The 17804-nt window shown below is 45.9% G+C and carries 13 protein-coding genes and 1 tRNA gene; 9 read left to right on the top strand and 5 right to left on the bottom strand.

Annotation, left to right across the window (positions count from 1 at the left end):
- Positions 1–148 precede the first annotated feature (148 nt).
- Complete coding sequence (locus HJG39_RS14830; RefSeq protein ID WP_268410187.1) at positions 149–1744, bottom strand: ABC-F family ATPase; 1596 nt, start codon at positions 1742–1744, stop codon at positions 149–151.
- Between the two features lie 357 nt (positions 1745–2101).
- Positions 2102–2188, bottom strand: a tRNA-Leu gene (locus HJG39_RS14825).
- A gap of 242 nt (positions 2189–2430) precedes the next feature.
- Between HJG39_RS14825 and HJG39_RS14820 the strand changes: the two genes are divergently transcribed.
- The 3 genes from HJG39_RS14820 to HJG39_RS14810 all read left to right on the top strand — a co-directional run bounded on the left by HJG39_RS14820 (position 2431) and on the right by HJG39_RS14810 (position 4779).
- Positions 2431–3054 (top strand): RDD family protein, encoded by a 624-nt coding sequence (locus HJG39_RS14820; protein WP_268410186.1) that lies wholly within the window; start codon positions 2431–2433, stop codon positions 3052–3054.
- Between the two features lie 6 nt (positions 3055–3060).
- Positions 3061–3918, top strand: a complete 858-nt coding sequence (locus tag HJG39_RS14815) for a 3-deoxy-manno-octulosonate cytidylyltransferase family protein (RefSeq protein WP_268410185.1) — start codon at positions 3061–3063, stop codon at positions 3916–3918.
- A gap of 198 nt (positions 3919–4116) precedes the next feature.
- Positions 4117–4779 carry a histidine phosphatase family protein gene (locus tag HJG39_RS14810; RefSeq protein ID WP_268410184.1) on the top strand — a complete coding sequence of 221 codons (663 nt, stop codon included), beginning with the start codon at positions 4117–4119 and terminating at the stop codon, positions 4777–4779.
- A 16-nt stretch (positions 4780–4795) separates the two neighbouring features.
- Here HJG39_RS14810 and lptG read toward each other — a convergent pair whose 3' ends face one another.
- A complete protein-coding gene (lptG, locus tag HJG39_RS14805) occupies positions 4796–5854 on the bottom strand; it encodes an LPS export ABC transporter permease LptG (protein ID WP_268410183.1) in 1059 nt (352 codons plus the stop codon).
- Positions 5847–6983 (bottom strand): LPS export ABC transporter permease LptF, encoded by a 1137-nt coding sequence (gene lptF, locus HJG39_RS14800; RefSeq protein ID WP_268410182.1) that lies wholly within the window; start codon positions 6981–6983, stop codon positions 5847–5849. The genes lptG and lptF overlap by 8 nt, the downstream gene beginning before the upstream one ends.
- A 354-nt stretch (positions 6984–7337) precedes the next feature.
- Between lptF and pepA the strand changes: the two genes are divergently transcribed.
- The 3 genes from pepA to HJG39_RS14785 are packed head-to-tail and all read left to right on the top strand — an operon-like array spanning position 7338 to position 12087.
- Complete coding sequence (gene pepA / locus HJG39_RS14795) at positions 7338–8843, top strand: leucyl aminopeptidase (protein WP_268410181.1); 1506 nt, start codon at positions 7338–7340, stop codon at positions 8841–8843.
- Positions 8843–9307 carry a DNA polymerase III subunit chi gene (locus HJG39_RS14790; protein WP_268410180.1) on the top strand — a complete coding sequence of 155 codons (465 nt, stop codon included), beginning with the start codon at positions 8843–8845 and terminating at the stop codon, positions 9305–9307. The genes pepA and HJG39_RS14790 overlap by 1 nt, the downstream gene beginning before the upstream one ends.
- 11 nt (positions 9308–9318) lie before the next feature.
- Entirely contained in the window at positions 9319–12087 is a 2769-nt protein-coding gene (locus HJG39_RS14785; RefSeq protein ID WP_268410179.1) for a valine--tRNA ligase, read from the top strand.
- Positions 12088–12416: 329 nt separating this feature from the next.
- Here the strand turns inward: HJG39_RS14785 and HJG39_RS14780 are convergent, their stop codons facing one another.
- Entirely contained in the window at positions 12417–12818 is a 402-nt protein-coding gene (locus HJG39_RS14780; RefSeq protein WP_268410178.1) for a hypothetical protein, read from the bottom strand.
- A 134-nt stretch (positions 12819–12952) separates the two neighbouring features.
- On the opposite strand from HJG39_RS14780, the gene HJG39_RS14775 reads away from it, so the two are divergent.
- The 3 genes from HJG39_RS14775 (at position 12953) to HJG39_RS14765 (ending at position 17773) form a co-directional block, all read left to right on the top strand.
- Entirely contained in the window at positions 12953–13285 is a 333-nt protein-coding gene (locus HJG39_RS14775) for a zinc ribbon domain-containing protein YjdM (protein ID WP_268410177.1), read from the top strand.
- An 8-nt stretch (positions 13286–13293) separates the two neighbouring features.
- Positions 13294–14109: a HesA/MoeB/ThiF family protein gene (locus tag HJG39_RS14770; RefSeq protein ID WP_268410176.1), complete on the top strand. Its 816-nt coding sequence runs from the start codon at positions 13294–13296 to the stop codon at positions 14107–14109.
- Between the two features lie 214 nt (positions 14110–14323).
- Entirely contained in the window at positions 14324–17773 is a 3450-nt protein-coding gene (locus HJG39_RS14765; protein WP_268410175.1) for an ExeM/NucH family extracellular endonuclease, read from the top strand.
- Positions 17774–17804: the final 31 nt, after the last annotated feature.

Below are 17804 nucleotides of genomic sequence, written 5' to 3'. Positions count from 1 at the left end.
GCGGGCCTGCTGCTTTTATGGCGTATATTTGAGGACAACTTACGACCCTAGGCGTTTCATAAACACCGATGGTATTTGAAATCTTTGGGCCACATAAAGATATCTAAGTTGCAATCCGATGCCTTCAATAAACGTGGATAGAAACCAATTAGGCTTCTATCCCTTTTCTCGTCAGGTATTCGTCGTATGTGCCACGGAAATCTGTGATGTTGCCATCTTTGATTTCTAAGATACGAGTCGCCAAAGAAGAAACAAATTCCCTATCGTGCGATATAAAAAACAGTGTGCCTTCGTAGGCTTCTAGCGCCATATTTAAGGATTCGATAGATTCCATATCCAAGTGATTGGTGGGCTCATCCATTAAAAGAATGTTAGGCATCGCCATCATGATTTTGCCGAATAACATACGTCCTTGCTCGCCGCCGGATAAAACATCAACGGTTTTTTTGATGTCGTCAGCAGAGAACAACATGCGACCTAGAAAGCTGCGAATCGTTTGTTCATCATCGCCTTCACGACGCCACTGGCTCATCCAGTCAAATAGGGTTAACTCAGACTCAAAGTCACTGGAATGATCCTGAGCATAATAACCAATCTTGCTATTTTCAGACCACTTTACTTCGCCCGAATCCGGTTCAAGATCGCCCTGTAAACAGCGCATTAATGTGGTTTTACCGGCACCATTTTCACCGATGATAGCGACACGTTCCCCCACTTCGAATATACCATTGAGGTCTTTAAACAAAGGACCTTCGTCAAAGCCTTTGCTTAAGTTAGTAATTTCAAGCGCGTTTCTAAACAACTTCTTTTCTTGTTCAAAGCGAATGAAAGGATTAACTCGGCTGGATGCCTTCACCTCTTCTAATTTGATCTTTTCCATTTGCTTTTGTCGTGACGTTGCCTGTCGTGCTTTAGATGCATTGGCTGAGAAACGTGCTACAAAGGTTTTTAATTCGTCTATTTGCGCTTTTTTCTTGGCATTGTCAGCGAGCATTCTGGCTCTTGCCTGCGTGGCGGCAAGCATATACTCATCATAGTTGCCCGGATAAATTCTCAGCTCGCCGTAATCAAGGTCGGCCATATGCGTACAGACCGAATTTAGGAAGTGACGGTCATGGGAAATGATGATCATGGTGGATTCACGTTGATTGAGTATGGTTTCTAACCAGCGGATGGTGTCTATATCGAGGTTATTGGTTGGTTCGTCCAGCAATAAAAAGTCAGGGTCGGAAAACAATGCTTGTGCCAGCAATACTCGCAGCTTCCAGCCGGGGGCCACTTCACTCATCAAGCCGTAGTGTTGTTCCGTAGGAATCCCAACGCCAAGCAGTAATTCACCGGCAGCAGAATCGGCTTCGTATCCACCCATTTCAGCGAATTCGGTTTCTAAATTAGCGACTTTCATGCCATCTTCTTCACTCATTTCAGGTAAAGAGTAGATGCGGTCGCGCTCTTTTTTGATGTCCCACAGTTCTGTGTGACCCATAATAACCGTGTCGATGACGGTAAAATCTTCAAAGGCAAATTGGTCCTGATTCAGGATGCCCAAACGCTCATCCGGCCCATAGCTGACATTACCCGAACTCGGTGTAAGCTTGCCGCTTAGGATTTTCATAAAGGTGGATTTTCCGCAACCATTGGCACCAATCAAACCATAACGGTTGCCATTACCAAATTTTACAGAGATGTTTTCGAATAAAGGAGCAGAACCAAATTGCATGGTGATGTTTGCGGTTGTAATCACAGAGCGTATTTCCGAGTTAAATTAAAAATGACGGCGCGATTGTACAGGACATGCGCTTTCCTCGAAATCAATACTCAACTTTTGATGAGAATTTCCAAGTATTGGGTCAACTTATGGTTCACTGAAATGAATAGGTTATCTTTTCGATAAACTTGGTGAGTAGCCTGTTGGATTGCGTGATAATTTTTGCATCACCACTTAAAATTGTGTCGTTGCTGATACTCATGAAGATATTTTTGATATAAAAAAATGGTGTTATTTTGGGAGTTCGTTGGAATTGGCTCTTCACCATTAACAATAGGCACAAAAAAACCGACTTTCGTCGGTTTTGTCATGCTTAAAACCTGTGTTTAAGCATGGTACCAGAGGGCGGACTTGAACCGCCACGCCCGTGAAGGCAACGGATTTTGAATCCGTCGTGTCTACCAATTTCACCACTCTGGCATCAAATTTTAGCTGTTGCTACGGATGGGAATCCGTTGAAGCGGTGCATATTAAATGGATTCAGAGTCGTTAAGTCAACCTTTTTTTGTGTATTTTGACGTTTAAGTGACAGACTGCTGATAAAAGCATCATTTTCAGTGTAAAACGCTGGCAAATTGTGAATGTCATGCAAACTTGGTTCTCTTTAAATCGCGTTTCTTGCTAGAATTTGCGCAGTTTCAGTTTTTAAATTTGGTTACGCAATGCCCTCCCATAAAAGCGCCCACAAAGCTGCTAAAAAATCGTCTCGCAAGCCCTCTCATGCTGGTAATGCTCACGGCGCGCTTTCAAATAAAGACGCATTATCGAATGAAAATGAATCGCCTTTGTTTCCTCGGGCGGGATTTTTACGGCGTTTAGCGGCAATGATTTACGACTTACTGGTGGCGGTAGCTGTTGGCATGGTTGCGGCGATGGTGATGATTTTAACGCTGGTGGTGCTGTTTCAAACGCAAGTGCTCGACATGGGCCAATATCAGCATTTAAGTGAGCTTATTCAAGGTTCGCTGTTGTATCGCAGCGTGATTCAGGTTTGGGTTGCGATTTGGGTGCTGGGCTTTTTCTTGTGGTTTTGGCGCAACGGCGGGCAAACTATTGGCATGAGAGCATGGCGTATGCGTTTGTTCAGCACAGATGACCAACCTTTCACCTACAAGCGCGCCTTGTTCCGTGTTATTTGCTCACTTGGTGGCATAGGAACCTTGCTGGTGTTGTTCGACTTTAAAAACAAGCAATCGCTGCAAGACCGGCTCGCACATACCGAAATGTTGGTGTTAACCAAATCCGCAAATGACCACAAATCATGGAAAGAGATTCAACAGGATTAATCAAACATGGCAGACGTTCTTATTGTAATTCCCGCACGCTATGCAAGCACTCGCTTACCGGGTAAGCCTTTAATACCAATTGCGGGTATCGAAATGCTCAAGCGTGTCGCGCAAATTGCGGACTACGTGAGCCGCAAATTAGCCCATTGCGAATACGTTGTGGCCACCGATCATCCCGATATAGAAGCCTTTTGCGTACAGGAAAGTATTCCGTCGGTGATGACCAGCGAACAGTGCCAGAGTGGTACAGAGCGTTGTTGGGATGCGGTACAAACGCTAAAAGCAAAAGGCAACGCGCCTAAATTTATTGTTAATTTACAAGGCGATAACCCGTTGTGTCCGCCGTGGTTTTTAGAGCGTCTTATTTTGGATTGGCAAGCGCAACAAAAGACCGATTCCAGCAATAACAGCGCTTCAAGCTCTCAAGTATTCACGCCGTTTGTGCATTTGTCGTGGGATGAGTTAGATGCACTGCGTGAAGCGAAGAAGGTAACGCCTTATAGCGGCACAACGGTGCAAATCGACAAACAAAACTACGCATTAACATTCAGCAAAATTATCCTTCCGGCCATGCGCAAAGAAGACAAGCTTCGTGAGCAACTCGATAAGCCGCCAGTGCGCCGACACATTGGTTTATACGCTTATACTTACGATGCCCTTGAGCAGTATTTTAATTTGGATGCAGGGCAATACGAAGAACCTGAAGGCTTGGAACAAATGCGCTTTTTGGAGCACGGCATTCCGGTGAAAATGGTGCTAGTGGATTACCAAGGTCGTAAAGGTATGAGCGGCGTCGATAGCCCTGAGGATATTGCTCGCGCGGAAGCGGTTATCGCGGAGTGTGGTGAATTCGATTTGGGCTAAGTTAGCAGCGCTGTGAGTAAACATCTGAGGCAATTCAAGTTAACAACTGCCTATGGATAATTCTCGCAGACTCGTTGTGAATCCATCCGTGGAAACTCCGCAGCCGCTTCCCTGCGGCTGAGGGTCTGCTTCAAATTATCCATAGGCATTTGCTGGCGAGATACCGTATTAAACCTATTTCAGACAAGAGTCTTTACAATGACAACACGACTCATCATTGCCCGTCACGGCAATACCTTTACGCCCGAACAAACGCCAACGCGTGTGGGGGCCAAAACCGACTTGCCTTTGGTTGAACATGCGCGTGGCCGCAACATTGGGCGTTACTTGTTACAACACGGCTTGCCTGTTGATGTGGTGATGAGTGGCCCATTGCAACGTCATTTGCAAACTGCGTCCCTTGTGTGTGAAGCCATGGGGTTGGACGCAAGTCAGATTCAAACTCGTCACGACTTTAACGAGATAGATTACGGCCCAGACGAAGACAAAACCGAAGATGAAGTCATGTGTCGCTTAGGTAAAGGCGACTTAACGTTAGGGAAAAACATCATTGAAAAATGGAATCAGCAGGCAATAGTGCCACAAGGCTGGTTGGTGGATGTTGAAGGACTAAAACAAGCGTGGCTGGAGTTAGCGCAAACACTTTGTACAACGCATAAAGACCAAACCACCTTGCTGGTTTCCAGTAACGGCACAATGCGCTTTGCACCTGTGATTACCGGCGATTTCGACGGTTTTGTGCAACGTCACGATATTAAAGTGGCGACAGGCGGTGTTTGTCTTTTTGAAAAGGACGAAGACGACATGCATTGGCGCTGCACAGGGTGGGCGCTTAAGCCATCAAAGCTTCTTGACTGCTAAATAATGGCTCACCTTTTTAGCGTTTAAGCATTTGCACCGCAATAAAGGCAATCAATAAGCTCGGGGCCACAGCTCCAATGGCTGGTGGTAAATTGTACACCATACTCAGTGGCCCAAAGACTTCATTGACGATAAAGAAGCCAAACCCAGTCAATACGCCCATGATCACACGAGCCCCGGTGGTTACGCTCCTTAGCGGGCCAAATATAAACGACAACGCTAGTAGTAACATGACACCAACCGAAATGGGTTGCAAAATTTTGCGCCACAGCGCCAGTTGATAGCGGCCAGAATCCTGACTGTTGTTTTTCAGGTATTGGATATACTCAAATAAACCAACAATCGATAACGCTTCAGGTTTAACAATGGCAACACCGAGTTTGTCGGGCGTCAGTGTTGAAGGCCATTGTGCGGCACCATTTTTGCTGTAACCAACTTGCTCGCCAATACTGGTGTTACTTACGTCTTTTAACTGCCACTGTTCGCCTACGAAGCGCGCTGATTGGGCGGTGGTAATATGGCGTAAAGTCAGCTCATCGGAGAAGTGATAGATGGTAATGTCGCGTAGTTCATCGCGATTAACCACCTCGCCAATACTGACAAATTTGTCGCCGTCTTTGGCCCACGTTAGTCTATCGGATGCAAACAAATTACCGCCCGAAATGGCCTGCGCGCGGATCTCTTTAGCTTTAGTTTCAGTGATAGGGGCAACCCATTCACCCAGTGCCATAACAAATAGCACCATGAGCAATGCACTTTTCATAGCGGCACTGATAATTTGTAACCGGCTCATGCCAGAGGCTTGCATCACGGTTAATTCGCTAGTGCTAGCCAGCATGCCCATGCCAATTAACCCGCCGAGTAGCGTCGCCATAGGGAAAAATAGCTCGATTTCCCTCGGTAAACTTAGCAATACATACACAGCGGCTACCGTCATATCGTAGCTACCACGACCAACGTATCTAAGTTGGTCGATAAATTTAATTAAGCCGCTTAAACCAATGAGTACCGACAAGCTTAATAGCGTGGTGGAAAGCAGTGTTCGCGCGAGATACATCTCGATTAAATTAAACATGAGAGGCTCCCGAAGCATTATTTTTGGCATTGCCACGGGAGCGCCACCGTGCTCGAATCTTCACACCGAAGGTGCGATCTCGCATGATAAGTGTCGCCCCAATTATCAATATCACGATGTGGACCCACCAAAGTCCAAGTGCGGGTGGGATTTTGCCGTCTTCTAATACTTTACGACTTGCCATTAGCAGTAAGAAATAACCCAAATACAGCAGTAGTCCCGGCAGGATTTTGCCAAAACGCCCTTGCCTTGGGTCGACCGCACTAAGTGGCACGGCTATAAGAACCAAAAAAGGAATAGAAAGAGGAATGGCCAAGCGCCATTGGAATTCCGCGATAGCTGCTGTGGAATCGTCGTCCCACAGCTGAGAAGTTGAGAAGGCCGTCATTTTGCGACGTTGTTGTTCGGCTTGCTCCTCAGCAATTTGAATTTGGTATTCTTCAAACTCAACAACATGAAAATTAGTTTGACCAATTTCTCCCTCATATTGGTTGCCATTACTCAGTACAAGCTTCTGAGAGCCATCACTATTTTCCAACACGGAACCGCCTTGGGCATACACAATTTGAATTCGGTCATCGGAAGATTCGGCGTCGTGTTGTGCTAGGAACACTTTACTTAGCTTATTGTCGCTGGTGATATCGTGTACAAACATCACTGCTTGCTTATTGGCTGTTTCTTCAAAGCGTCCGGGGATGAGGCTGGCAAGGCCCGCTTCGGCAGCGACTTTATCTTCCATTTGATATTCAGTTTCAACGGCAAGAGGGGCGAGCCAAAAGGTGAGGGCTGCGGTAATGGTAGCGAAAAATAACCCGAGAATAAGCATAACTCGGGTGACATACCATTCACTTACGCCACAAGCTCGCATCACGGTCATTTCACTGTCTACGTAAAAACGGCCATGAGCCAACATCATGCCAAGAAAAAAGCTTAAAGGCAGAATAAGCGCGGCTAATACCGGCATTTTTAAGGCAAGAAAGTTGATGACAAGGCTGGCCGGAATATCGCCGTCAGATGCATCAGCAAGAACCCGAACAAAACGTTGCGTTACGAAAATTGCCATTAAAACCAAAAACACAGCAATTTGTGATTTTATGGTTTCTCTTAAAAGATAACGCAGTAATAGCACTTTGTTTCCTGACCTCTGAGATTTCGCGTTATTGGCAGTTAAAATTAGGTCGCTCGGAAAATAAGAAAACTTGGTTTTTTAGTGGAATACCGAGAGATTTTAAGTAAACTTACCGTTTTTGCATATTTCTATGGTGACACTTAGCCGTTGGAACGCTTATTCACCATAGATAAAATAAGGCTGCGGCACACCAAGCGAGGGAGATTATCTCTACCTGTTTAACGCATTGCAAATATAAATTCGACGTGTTGCGTACTCCAACGGCTAAGAAAACAAATAGTGACTAGAATACAGTTGTAATCTGTGTTTTCACGGTTTTCAAATGAATGACGCAGAAAATTTGAGGAATCCAGTATGGAATTCAGTGTAAAAAGTGGTAGTCCCGAAAAACAACGTAGCGCCTGTATTGTTGTTGGGGTATTTGAACCAAGACGGTTTACATCTGTTGCTGAGCAACTAGATAACATCAGTGATGGTTACTTGAGCAACTTATTGCGTCGAGGAGATTTAGAAGGCAAAGCAGGCCAAATGCTACTTTTGCACCATGTTCCCAATGTATTAAGCGAGCGCGTTTTATTGGTTGGATGTGGTAAAGAGCGCGAGCTTGATGAACGTCAGTATCGCCAAATTATTCGCAAAACAATCAATACACTGAATGAAACTGGCTCAATGGAAGCGGTATGTTTTCTCACTGAATTGCACGTAAAAGGGCGCGATACCTATTGGAAAGTGCGTCATGCAGTGGAAACCACAAACGACACGCTTTATAGCTTCACAACAATGAAGTCGAAAAAGGACGAAGCGCGTCGTCCACTGCGTAAAATGGTATTCAACGTACCTACCCGCCGAGAATTAACCACAGGTGAAAAAGCGATTGAACACGGATTGGCAATTTCAGCGGGTATCAAAACCGCGAAAGATGTCTCCAATATGCCGCCAAACGTGTGTAACCCTGCCTACCTTTATGAACAAGCTAAATCCTTAGAAACCGAATACCAGAACTTGTCTGTTGAAGCCGTGGATGAAGCCCAAATGGCTGAGCTAGGTATGAACTCGTATTTGTCTGTTGGTCGAGGCTCTGCCAATGAGTCCATCATGACTGTGATGAATTATAAAGGTGGTGTACCGGGGCAAAACCCTATTGTACTTGTTGGTAAAGGGCTAACGTTCGATTCTGGGGGTATTTCCATTAAACCGGGTGAAGCCATGGACGAAATGAAGTACGACATGTGTGGTGCTTCCGGTGTATTAGGCACTATGCATGCTATTGTGCAAATGCAGTTGCCCATTAACGTAGTGGGTGTATTAGCTGGGTGTGAAAACATGCCAGATGCCAACGCTTATCGTCCGGGCGATATTTTAACAACGATGTCTGGGCAAACAGTAGAAGTGCTTAACACAGATGCTGAAGGCCGACTGGTGCTTTGCGACGCATTAACTTTTGTTGAACGATTCGAGCCAGAAGCGGTTATTGATGTAGCAACACTTACCGGCGCGTGTGTTGTTGCTTTAGGTAAGCATGCTTCCGGTGTGATGAGCAATCATAACCCGCTGGCGCATGAGCTGATTAACGCTTCTGAACAGAGCAGTGACAAGGCATGGCGCTTGCCATTGTGGGATGAGTACCAAGAGCAAATTGAAAGCCCGTTTGCGGATATTGCAAACTTAGGTGGACGCGACGCTGGCACAATCACTGCCGCGTGCTTTTTATCTCGCTTCACCAAGAAGTATCATTGGGCGCACATGGATATTGCCGGCACAGCATGGGTTGGTGGTAAGCAAAAAGGTGCAACGGGGCGTCCGGTTGCCATGCTTTCCCAATACCTAATGAATAAAGCCGGTGTAGAAACAGAAGACTAATGCCTACAGCGACTTTCTTCCTGCTCTCTGAGCAAACCGATTCCGAGCAATCGGACAATACTCAAATGCGTGCCGATCCTTTGTTGATCGGCGCTTGCGATTTGGCGACACAGAGTTTCCGTCGTCGTCAGCGAGTTTGGGTGCATTGTGCCAACAAAACACAGGCAGAAGCCTTCGATGAGCTTTTGTGGCAGCGCCCTGTGGAGGCATTTGTGCCCCACAATCTTGCTGGCGAAGGTGCAGGCGGTTCGCCAGTTGAAATTGGCTGGCAGCAACCCACGCACAGCAATAGCCATTTGCTGATCAATTTAGCGGATGACTATCCCGAATTTGCACGTCGTTTTGGTCTAGCTTACGACTTCGTTCCAAGTGACGAAGCACGAAAACAACAAGCGCGCATCCGATACAAACATTTTAGAATGGCTGGGTTTGAACTGACAACGCAGCCCCTATCCAAGATTTAATGAGATTGACCATGGATAAAACCTTCAACCCCGAGAATATCGAAAAAGCTCGCTACAAAGAGTGGGAAGACAAAGGCTATTTTGAGGCCAGTGGCAGTGGCGACCCGTACTGCATTTTATTGCCGCCGCCAAATGTAACAGGAAGCTTGCACATGGGGCATGCATTCCAGCACACCATTATGGATGCGTTAACGCGTTATCATCGCATGAAAGGTGACAACACCCTTTGGCAAACGGGAACAGATCACGCAGGTATTGCCACGCAAATGGTCGTGGAACGACAACTGAACGCAGAAGATAAAACTCGCCACGATTTAGGTCGAGAAGCCTTCGTTGAGAAAATTTGGGAATGGAAAGCGCACTCAGGCGGCACTATCACACAGCAAATGCGCCGTTTGGGCGATTCATGCGACTGGAAGCGCGAAGCCTTCACTATGAATGAAGACTTGTCTAAAGCTGTTACCGAAGTATTCGTAAAGCTACACGAAGAAGGCTTAATTTACCGTGGTCAGCGCCTTGTAAACTGGGATCCAGTGCTGCACACCGCCGTTTCCGACTTGGAAGTGCTTAACGAAGAAGAAGCCGGATTCATGTGGCACATGCGCTATCCATTGGCGGATGGCAGTGGTGAAATGATTGTAGCAACCACGCGTCCTGAAACCATGATTGGTGATACCGGCGTAGCTGTTAATCCAGAAGATGAACGTTACAAGCACTTAATCGGCAAAGAAATCAAGCTGCCGTTAACCGGACGCTTAATCCCGATTGTGGGTGATGAACACGCCGACCCAGAATTCGGAACCGGTTGTGTAAAAGTGACTCCCGCGCACGATTTCAACGACTACGAAATTGGTAAGCGTCACAACTTACCTATGATCAATATCTTCACTGCCGACGCCAAAATGAACAACGAGGTACCAGAAAAGTACCGTGGTTTGGATCGCTTTGAAGCGCGTAAATTGATTGTTGCCGACCTTGAAGAGCAAGGCGTGTTAGTCAAAGTTGAAGATCACAAACTGAAAGTGCCAAGAGGTGATCGCACCGGCGCGGTTATTGAGCCATATTTAACTGATCAGTGGTACGTAAAAGTTGAGCCACTAGCCAAGCCTGCTATTGAAGCGGTTGAAAAAGGCGACATCAAGTTTGTGCCTGAAAACTGGAACAAAACGTACTATCAATGGATGTACAACATTCAAGATTGGTGTATTTCGCGTCAGCTATGGTGGGGACACCGTATTCCAGCGTGGTACGACGACAACGGCAATATCTATGTTGGTCGTGATGAAGCCGAAGTACGCAGTAAACACGGCTTAGCCGACGATGTGGCATTGCGCCAAGATGACGACGTGCTCGACACATGGTTTTCATCGGCATTGTGGCCGTTCGCGACGATGGGCTGGCCAGAAGAAACGCCAGAACTGAACACCTTTGTGCCATCTTCGGTATTGGTAACAGGCTTCGACATCATCTTCTTCTGGGTTGCCCGAATGATTATGATGACCCTGAAGTTCACAGGCAAAATCCCCTTCAAAGAAGTGTACATCACGGGGCTCATTCGTGACGAACATGGCGACAAAATGTCGAAGTCCAAAGGTAACGTGCTTGATCCAATTGATTTGATCGACGGTATTGAACTTGAAACCCTTGTAGAAAAACGTACCGCTGGCATGATGCAGCCGCAAAAAGCACAGAAAATTGCCAAGCGCACGCGTTCACAGTTCCCAGAAGGCATTGCTTCTTACGGCACCGATGCCTTGCGTTTCACCTTCTTGGCGATGGCATCAACCAGCCGCGACATCAATTTCGACATGGGCCGTGTTGAAGGTTATCGCAACTTCTGTAACAAGCTTTGGAATGCATCGCGTTTCGTGTTGATGAACACCGAAGAAGCGGATACAGGCAAAAACGGTGGTGACATTGAATTAAGCCTTGCCGATAAATGGATTTTGGCGAAATTCCAAAACACGCTAAAAGACTTTGAAAAGGCCGTTTCTGAATATCGCTTCGACATAGCGGCACAAGCCGTTTACGAGTTTACGTGGAACCAATTCTGCGACTGGTATTTAGAGCTTACCAAGCCAGTATTGAATAACGATGCTAGCTCTGAAGCGCAAAAGCGCGGCACACGTCACACCTTGGTGAATGTGCTTGAGCAACTTCTACGCTTGATGCATCCCTTCATGCCTTTCATCACCGAAGAAATTTGGCAGCGTGTTGCACCATTAACCGATGTAAAAGATGTGACCAGCATCATGATTCAACAATTCCCGCAGCAAAGCGCAGACATGCTAGACGAAAAAGCACTGCAAGATGTTGAGTGGATGAAGAGCTTCATTGTTGGTATTCGTAATATTCGTGGTGAAATGGACATCTCGCCAAACAAACCTGTGCCGGTGCTGTTGAAAAACGCCAGTGACGAAGACAAACGCCGCATGAAAGATTGCGATTTGTTCCTTGCCACAATGGCCCGCTTAGAAAGCGTTACCGTGTTGGCCGCAGATGAAAAAGCACCAGCTTCAGCCACTGCGCTTGTGGGCGAAATGGAAGTGCTGATCCCAATGGCAGGATTAATCGACAAAGACGCAGAGCTGGCGCGTATTAACAAAGCGCTAGAGAAAATCGAAAAAGATTACGCTCGCACAGAGGGTAAGCTTTCAAACGAAAGCTTTGTAAGCAAGGCTCCTGAAGCGGTTATCGCCAAAGAAAAAGCCAAGCTCGATGAGTTCAAAATGCAAATGGACAAGCTAAAAGAACAGCAAGCGAGCATCGCTGCGCTGTAGTCAACGCATTATGTAGATTGCCAGCAAAGCTGCTGAGCATCTAGGTAAAGCTAACAAAAACGGGAGTGTCGTCATGGCCTCCCGTTTTTTGTTTTAGAATAATAAAGTAGAAGTAAGTTGTTGAATAACTTAGTTAAGGTAACCAGGGCGAAATTTTTCGCTGATATATGGAATAAAAAGGTAATATTATTCAAAACAAATAATTAGTAGTTATCCAAACTAATTATGTAATTATTGAATTTTATAAAGATTTTATCTTATTGGCATAGAGGCTTTATTTTATGCAGCAAAGTACCAACTGAGCACTCTCTTTAAAAACAGTCATTGCTTTAATGATAAAGACTCAGTGAATTCTGCGAGAAAATGACTCTGTCTTCTTTCGTGGCAGATTCATTGCATTCTCCACGAATTTCGAAAATGCCGCGCTCTACATAGCTGCCTAGCGGGATGTAGCCTGTGCGGCAAAAGCCTGTCGACTCCAGTTTTTGTTCTAATCCTGCTTCCAATACAGACATCATATATTCGCGTCGGTCTCTTTGTAATTGTCGTCTGGAAGGCGAAGGAAGGGCGCCTAAACCCGGCACTTGTTGGCCTCTCCCAGAGGTAAAAACAAATAATTTTGTGCCATCGGGGCGGATGTTGGTGAGTAGGTTGCCGTAAACTTCTGGCGCGGAACGGGATACGCAAGCTGACAGGGCGATTAACAATAGTGGGGTTAAGCGTCTCAACATGAACATTTTCCTAAAATATCAGCGTTAAATGTGTCACTAAAACAATAGCTTCGCAAATGTTTTTTGCCCGCAGCTTTGGGAACGGCGAGGCTTGTGGCACAATTCATGTCCTCATTATTTTTAAGGAATAGGAAATGGCTGATTTACCCAATTGTCCGAATTGTGGCTCTGAGTATACGTATGAAGATGGCCCTTCTTTTGTGTGTCCAGAGTGTGCTCATGAATGGGCAAAAGATGGTACAGACGATAGCGACAACGTGATTAAAGACTCAAACGGTAACATTCTTCAAGATGGCGATACCGTTACCGTAATAAAAGACCTAAAAATCAAAGGTTCTTCTTCTGTGGTAAAAGTGGGTACAAAAGTGAAAAATATCCGCTTAGTGGATGGCGATCACGACATCGATTGTAAAATTGACGGGATTGGTGCAATGAAGCTCAAGTCGCAATTTGTGAAGAAAGTATAAGTCCTAATATGTCCTCCGACCTACCCAAACACTTAATGCACGAACAACCAAAAGAGCTAACGCGAGAACAAGCGAAACGCTACAGCAGGCATATTTTGCTGCCAGAAATGGACTGGGAGGGGCAAGAGCGACTATTGAATAGTCATGCTTTGGTGTTAGGTTTGGGTGGGCTGGGGTGTGCGGTTGCGCAGTACCTTGCCGCTTCTGGAGTCGGTACATTGACGTTGGTCGATCACGATAACGTGGAGTTATCTAACTTACAGCGTCAAGTGCTACATAATGAAGAACGGCTTGCTCAGAATAAAGCCGTTTCTGCAAAAATAGCGCTGGCGCAACTTAATTCTGATATTCAAATTCAAGCCATCCCTCGTAAACTTAATAAAGCCGAATTGCTTGAACTGGCTAATCACGTTGATGTGTTAGTAGATTGCACAGATAACTTACAGAGCCGGAATTTATTGAATGCGGTGAGTGTTGAAACGCAAACGGCTCTCATTACGGGCGCGGCGATTCGTTTTGAAGGGCAAGTTTGCTGCTTTTTTCCTAATGGTAACGGCCGCTCACCCGAGCCTTCACCTTGTTATGCCTGCTTAAGTTCGCTCTTTGGTGAGCAAGAATTATCCTGTATGGAGGCGGGAGTTTTGGCTCCGTTAGTCGGTATTATTGGTTCAATGCAAGCATTACATGTGGTCAAATACTTGTCTCAAATTGGGCATTTTGCTGTTGGTAAACTCTGTTTATTTGATGCTATGACGGCTCAATGGCAAGAAATGAAAATACGAATTAACCCACAGTGTCCGACTTGCTCATCAAAAGTCGAATGAAAAACTTACCAGATGGTCAATTCAATTTACCCTTTATTTATTACCTGTCGCCTTGAGTAAGCTTATTTGTTGTTTGTAACCATTTGTAATCAAAGTATTAATAACGAAATATTATGAATTTTGTTATGCCCTTTCTGACTTAACTGACCTCGTTAACAATAAGTAATCGAATTTGTTCGATAACGAGTGTTTTGGTGAGATAAAGGGTAATATAATGAAAAGACAATTAAATGTCATTGCGCTATCTGTGTTAGCAGCAACGCAAGCACATGCGGTAACCGCAAACTTTGGATGGGAAGATGGCAGTACCGTATTAGGTCAATTCGGCGCAGCGCATATCCAACATGGCAATAGCTTAGTGCAAGCAAGAACGGGTAGTTATTCACTGTCTGTTGAAGACATCGATCCTATTAACAATGGTACGCCACAAAGCTTCCTCGCTTGGGTGAATGGGCTAACAGATGGCGACGTTGTTACGGTGAATTTCTGGGTTTACGATGATGCAGCAGAGCGTCCCGCAGGTCGCGTCTGGGGTCATTACACCGATGATGTTACAGACATCAACGCCTATGCAGGCTCAGCTGGCGGTAATAGTGCCTACACTGACGGCAGTGGTTGGCAGGAAGTTTCTCATTCTTGGACATTCGACTCTAATTCAAATAGCCGCGATGGCCTAGTTGTTGAGTTTCGTTTATATGATGATTCAACTAATACAACGGGCGGTCTTTTCGTAGACGACATTGAAATCACCTCAACAGGTGGTTCAATTACATTGCCTTCCGGTGAAGTGGTGACCGATAACACGGGTGGCGATACCGGTGGTGGTGACTCAGGCAATACAGGCGGCACTGGCGCAGAGATCTACATTTCAGAATACATTGAAGGCAGCTCAAACAATAAAGCGATTGAGTTGTATAACCCCACTGGCGCGAGCATCGAATTAGGCGCTGGAAATTACGTACTCAGTCGTTACTCTAACGGTGGTACAAGTCCTTCAAATATTACACTTTCGGGTTCAGTTGCTGCGGGTGATGTGTTTGTTATTGCTAACTCTTCAGCGAATGCAACCATCCTTGCACAAGCAGACCAAACCACCGGTTCCATTAGCCATAATGGCGATGATGCCTATGTTCTGACAAAAGGCGGTGTGGTTATCGACTCGTTCGGTCAAGTCGGCAACGACCCCGGTTCTGCTTGGGGAAGTGGTTCAACTACCACAGCAAACAATACTTTACGTCGTTTAAGCTCTGTAACAAGCGGCGACACAGTTATTGATGATGCTTTCGACCCAGCACAAGAATGGGCTGGCTTTGGTAATGATCAATTTAATGACTTAGGTACTTACAATGGCTCAACGGGGGGCGACAACGGTGGTGGTGACAACGGTGGCGGTACTAGCCCTGTTGTTTGTGCGACGAGTTTCACGCCAATTCACGCCGTTCAAGGTTCTGGTGCGAGTACACCAATAACGGGCGAAATTGAAGTTGAAGGTATCGTTACGGGTGACTTCCAGTCCGCGCTTGATGGTTTCTATATCCAAAGCGCGCCGGGTGAAGAAGATGCAGACGCACTGACTTCTGAAGGTGTGTTTGTTTACACGAACGCTTCTCCTCAAACGGTTAATGTGGGCGATCGCGTTCGTGTTCGTGCCAGTGCCGCAGAATTCAATGGGTTAACACAATTAACCGCAGTAAATGGTTTTGAAGTGTGTGCATCAGGGCAAACATTACCAGCGCCTACAAATGTAACGCTACCCTTCGCCACAGCAGATAGCGCAGAAGCGGTAGAAGGCATGTTGATTAGCTTTAACGGCTTAATGGTGAACGACGTATTCAACCTTGCACGTTTTGGTTCAGCAGGTTTATCTAACGGTCGTCGTATGACACCAACGCAAGTTGCCACACCGGGCGATGAAGCGAATGCAGTGGCAGCGGCAAATGCATTAAATCTCCTTATTTTAGATGATGCATCTAACGCGCAAAACCCAGAAGTTGTGCCATATCCAACGGGCGGTTTGTCGGCGTTAAATACATTACGTACTGGCGACACCGTGTCACTATCAAGCGGTGTTATGCATTACTCTTTTGGTGATTACCGTGTGTTCCCTGTTGATGCGCCGCAGTTTACGGCAACTAATCCACGAACTCCTGCTCCTGAATTAGTCGCAGAAGGCAACGTGAATATTTCTAGTTTCAATGTATTGAATTACTTCAATACGTTAAACCTACGTGGTGCGGATACCGCAGAAGAATTCGAGCGTCAGGAAGCCAAAATCGTATCTGCTTTGGCTGCGTTAGATGCAGACATCATTGGTTTGATGGAAATTGAAAATGATGGTTATGGCACGGATAGCTCTATCAGCGACTTAGTAAATGCTTTGAATCAGGTTGATCCCGGCTCGGAGTGGCGCTTTGTTGACCCAGGTTTGAACCAAGTAGGTACAGACCAAATCTCCGTTGGAATGTTGTACAAAAGCATCGTTGTGGCACCATCTGGCGCGACTCGTATCTTAGATAGCAGTAATTCAGCAGTAGATGAAAACGGCAATCCGTTATTTATCGATACTAAGAACCGCCCAACAATGGCGCAAGAGTTTTCACTTCTTGAAAATGGTGAGTCGGTTGTTGTTGCGGTAAATCATCTTAAATCTAAAGGCTCTAGCTGTGCATCGGATGGCGACCCAGATTTAGGCGATGGTCAAGGTAACTGTAACTTAACACGTACTAAAGCCGCTCAAGCACTAGGATTGTGGCTGAATCAAGAGTTTGCTGATAAGCCTGTATTGGTTATTGGTGATATGAATGCTTACGCAAAAGAAGATCCAATCATAGCTCTTGCTAACGCTGGTTTTGCTGAATTGTTCGAGCACCTAAACAAAGAAGGTGCTTATAGCTACACGTTCCAAGGTGAGTTTGGTCAGTTAGATCATGCGTTAGGGAATGCGGCGTTATTGAGCAAGATTGTTGATGCAACTGAGTGGCACATCAACTCAGATGAGCCGCGTGCGTTGGATTACAACACAGAGTTTAAATCCGCTAGCCAAATAGACAGTCTCTACTCAGTTGACCCTTACCGTTCATCTGACCACGATCCGGTTGTGGTTTCGTTGAACTTAGACGTGCCAATTGATCCTAACCTGACTGAAATCACAGTTGTTTCACAAGACAATCTATCAAGGCTTGATAGTTTTGGCTTCAAAGTCAGAGCGAAGGCATGGGAATTCCAAGTGTCGATTTGGGAAAGACGCATGGCTCGTTTAGAAGCCATCATTGCCTCAATGGATCCAGTAACCCAAGCTGATGAAATTGCGAGCAAGCAAGCGGTATTAGCAAATACTCAAGCGAAGCGCGTCATTTTCATTAACTTGATGGAGACGGTAAAAGCTGCGGTAAGCGGCAGCGGCGAGCGAGTATTGGAAGTGGCGCGTCAATTAGCGCTTTCTGATGATGCAGAAACTTTCTTGCTACGTAAGCAAATGCGTTATGAAAATCGTGCGGACTCCGAACGTGCTGCTCGATATGAAGCGCGTGCAGCAGAATTTGAGGCAAGAGGAAAAACCCGCCAAGCACAACGATTCATGCAAAAAGCACTTGAGTTACGTGCCAGAGCGCAAGTTTACGGTTATTTAGCCGAGGTATTGAATGCCTCATTGGTGGCTGAGTAAGCGTGGAATATTGAGCGTTAACTGGTTTAGC

This window comes from Alteromonas sp. a30, from assembly GCF_026788005.1.
In the GTDB taxonomy this organism is placed as follows: Bacteria; Pseudomonadota; Gammaproteobacteria; order Enterobacterales; family Alteromonadaceae; genus Paraneptunicella.
Note: the sequence above shows the minus strand (reverse complement) of the source record. Positions and strands in the feature narration are given on the sequence as shown.

Bases quoted from the DNA above. Each gene is read 5' to 3' on its own strand.
- HJG39_RS14820 (WP_268410186.1), top strand. From the start codon at position 2,431: ATGCCCTCCCATAAAAGCGCCCACAAAGCTGCTAAAAAATCGTCTCGC.
- HJG39_RS14815 (WP_268410185.1), top strand. From the start codon at position 3,061: ATGGCAGACGTTCTTATTGTAATTCCCGCACGCTATGCAAGCACTCGC.
- HJG39_RS14810 (WP_268410184.1), top strand. From the start codon at position 4,117: ATGACAACACGACTCATCATTGCCCGTCACGGCAATACCTTTACGCCC.
- lptG (WP_268410183.1), bottom strand. From the start codon at position 5,854: ATGTTTAATTTAATCGAGATGTATCTCGCGCGAACACTGCTTTCCACC.
- pepA (WP_268410181.1), top strand. From the start codon at position 7,338: ATGGAATTCAGTGTAAAAAGTGGTAGTCCCGAAAAACAACGTAGCGCC.
- HJG39_RS14790 (WP_268410180.1), top strand. From the start codon at position 8,843: ATGCCTACAGCGACTTTCTTCCTGCTCTCTGAGCAAACCGATTCCGAG.
- HJG39_RS14785 (WP_268410179.1), top strand. From the start codon at position 9,319: ATGGATAAAACCTTCAACCCCGAGAATATCGAAAAAGCTCGCTACAAA.
- HJG39_RS14780 (WP_268410178.1), bottom strand. From the start codon at position 12,818: ATGTTGAGACGCTTAACCCCACTATTGTTAATCGCCCTGTCAGCTTGC.
- HJG39_RS14775 (WP_268410177.1), top strand. From the start codon at position 12,953: ATGGCTGATTTACCCAATTGTCCGAATTGTGGCTCTGAGTATACGTAT.
- HJG39_RS14770 (WP_268410176.1), top strand. From the start codon at position 13,294: ATGTCCTCCGACCTACCCAAACACTTAATGCACGAACAACCAAAAGAG.
- HJG39_RS14765 (WP_268410175.1), top strand. From the start codon at position 14,324: ATGAAAAGACAATTAAATGTCATTGCGCTATCTGTGTTAGCAGCAACG.